The organism is Nitratidesulfovibrio oxamicus (assembly GCF_015731765.1).
In the GTDB taxonomy this organism is placed as follows: Bacteria; Desulfobacterota; Desulfovibrionia; order Desulfovibrionales; family Desulfovibrionaceae; genus Cupidesulfovibrio; species Cupidesulfovibrio oxamicus.
In genome coordinates this window covers 1-2,464 of record NZ_VRYY01000382.1, presented here as the reverse complement: position 1 = coordinate 2,464, position 2,464 = coordinate 1, and the positions used below count along the sequence as shown (strand labels likewise).

At 66.3% G+C, this 2,464-nt stretch carries 2 protein-coding genes; both read left to right on the top strand.

What is annotated here, in order from left to right; genetic code table 11:
* A partial coding sequence (locus FVW20_RS12530) for a lyase family protein (RefSeq protein WP_269145828.1) occupies positions 1 to 601 on the top strand: 601 nt, incomplete at its 5' end.
* A gap of 522 nt (positions 602 to 1,123) precedes the next feature.
* Positions 1,124 to 1,675, top strand: coding sequence for an acetate uptake transporter (gene satP, locus FVW20_RS12525; protein ID WP_196609879.1), 552 nt, complete (start codon positions 1,124 to 1,126; stop codon positions 1,673 to 1,675).
* The last annotated feature ends 789 nt before the right edge of the window (positions 1,676 to 2,464 follow it).

Genomic DNA, 2,464 nt, shown 5'->3' with positions numbered 1-2,464 from the left:
CGCCCACGACGGGCTGGTGCTGACCAGCGGCGCGCTGCGCACGCTGGCCACGGCCCTGCTGAAGATCGCCAACGACGTGCGCTGGCTGGCGTCCGGCCCGCGCTGCGGCATCGGGGAACTGCGCCTGCCCGAGAACGAGCCCGGCTCGTCCATCATGCCCGGCAAGGTAAACCCCACCCAGTGCGAGGCCCTGACCATGGCGGCCGTGCAGGTCATGGGGCTGGACGTGGCCGTGGGCATGGCCGGGTCGCAGGGCAATTTCGAGCTGAACGTGTTCAAGCCGCTGATCATCCACAACACGCTCACGTCCATGCGCCTGCTGGCCGACGGGTGCCGCTCGTTCGCGGACCATGCCGTGGCGGGCATGCAGCCCGACAGGGCAGGCATTGCCGCGCACATGGGCCGTTCGCTGATGCTGGTCACAGCCCTTGCGCCCGTTGTTGGCTACGACCGGGCGGCGCAGGCGGCCCACCTGGCCCATGCGCGGGGCATCACCCTGCGCGAGGCCTGTCTGGAAATGCAGTTGCTGGACGGCGCGGCATTCGACGCGGCGGTGGACCCGCTGCGCATGGCCAGACCGCATGAGGGGCAGGAGGGGTAGCCCCGGACGGGCACCGACGGGTGGCACCCATGGGACACAAGGTCACGCCGGACACGCCGCGCATTCCGACAAGTCCCACGGCAACATGCCGTGTACACAGAGCCTTATCCGTGTGGCTGGTCGCACCCCGACCCGTGAAAGCGCACACTCCCGCACATCTTGCGTGCTTGTCCGCATCCGGGCATAAGCGCGCCATAGCCCCTCGCAGGGTCCGGCCCGGCAGCCGGACCACGCGGCCCACAGGAGGCGGACCGCCAACCCGCCACCACAGGCCGCGCCACGCCACACCGCATCGTCGTTCCCCGGTACAGGTTCGCCGCCCGCACCGCCGCGCCCATCCCGTGCACACCCGGAGCACATCCGAAGCATCGTTGGGGCAGGCGGGCATCCATAGCGTCGGCGTTCCGTCATGGCCCGCGCCCGCATGCCCTTCCGTGCCCTCGGAACCCGGCAGGCCGCGCGCCGCGCCAGTTGCCCGGCAGCGCCGACGCACCCACCCCATCCGCAGCAACGAGGAAGACAATGGAGACCAAACTGGCCAACCCGGCCCCGCTCGGGCTCATGGGCTTCGGGATGACCACCATCCTGCTGAACATCCACAACGCGGGCTTCTTTCCCATCAGCTCGATGATCCTCGCCATGGGCATCTTCTACGGCGGCATCGCGCAGGTCATCGCGGGCATCATGGAATTCAAGAAGGGCAACACGTTCGGCACCACCGCCTTCACTTCGTACGGCCTGTTCTGGCTGACGCTGGTGGCGCTGATCGTCATGCCCAAGCTGGGCTGGGCCGAACCCACCCCGCACGCCTACATGGGCTGCTATCTCGCCATGTGGGGGCTGTTCACCTTCTTCATGTTCCTGGGCACCCTGAAGGGCAAGACCACGCTGAAGTTCATCTTCCTGTCGCTGACCGTGCTGTTCGCCCTGCTGGCCATCCGCGATTTTACCGGCAGCGAGCTGATCGGCACCATCGCCGGGTGGGAAGGCATCGTGTGCGGCGCAAGCGCCTGTTACCTGGCCATGGCCGAGGTGCTGCACGAGCAGTATGGGCGGGTGGTGTTGCCGTACTAGGTAGTGATGGGGGGAGGGGGCTGTCGCCTGAGGGCTGGTGCGTGATTGCACCCGGCCTCTACGAAAACAGTCCCGCGCGATAGCTACCCCCCGATTTCGTTATGCCGCCGGCGGGGAGTGAAAGAGGTGGTGCGTGATTGCACCCGGCTTCTACGAAGGCACGTTCGCCCTTCTGTCCACGCTCGATTTCGTTATGCCTCCGGCGGGCAGGGGGCCGTGTAACGACGGCCCCCTGCACCCCCGCGTTCCGGTGGCTCCGCCCCCTGGACCCCCGGCGTCTCCTGCACCGCATTCCTTTCGCCGCCAGCTTCCCTCCGGCGCTGGGCGCCTTCGGGTGATCTGGCGACGGGAATGCGTATGTGCGCAATGCTCCCGCTGGCCCGGCAGGGCGGGAATGCCCTTCTCCCTACGTTACCAGCGGCACGCATCCGCGACGCCGAAGCTTCCGCCTCGCAAGACCTCGGCGGTGATCTTCGGCTGCGGCTGCGTATCGCCGCACGCAAGTTGCCCACGCTCCCATAAAGCAAACATTATCCACGGCGGCAGCGGAATCTTTGCGCCAATTGATTTGGTAATACCTAACCAAACCGGACCTGTGATAGGCAGGTCTGGACATGAGAGAATGCCCGAAGTGCACATACACCCGAGCTTGGCGTCTCGCTGATGGCCGTTTCAAATGCCGTCGGTGCGGTAGCAAGTACTCGTGGAAAACCGCCTGGGAACTTAGCCGCCTTCCCGAAGCCAAAAAGCTCAAGGCGTTGGAACTCTTTGTCTATGGCGTCCCTGTGT

What these genes read in the sequence shown, in the direction of transcription:
- satP (WP_196609879.1), top strand. Translation starts at nt 1,124, where the DNA reads ATGGAGACCAAACTGGCCAACCCGGCCCCGCTCGGGCTCATGGGCTTC.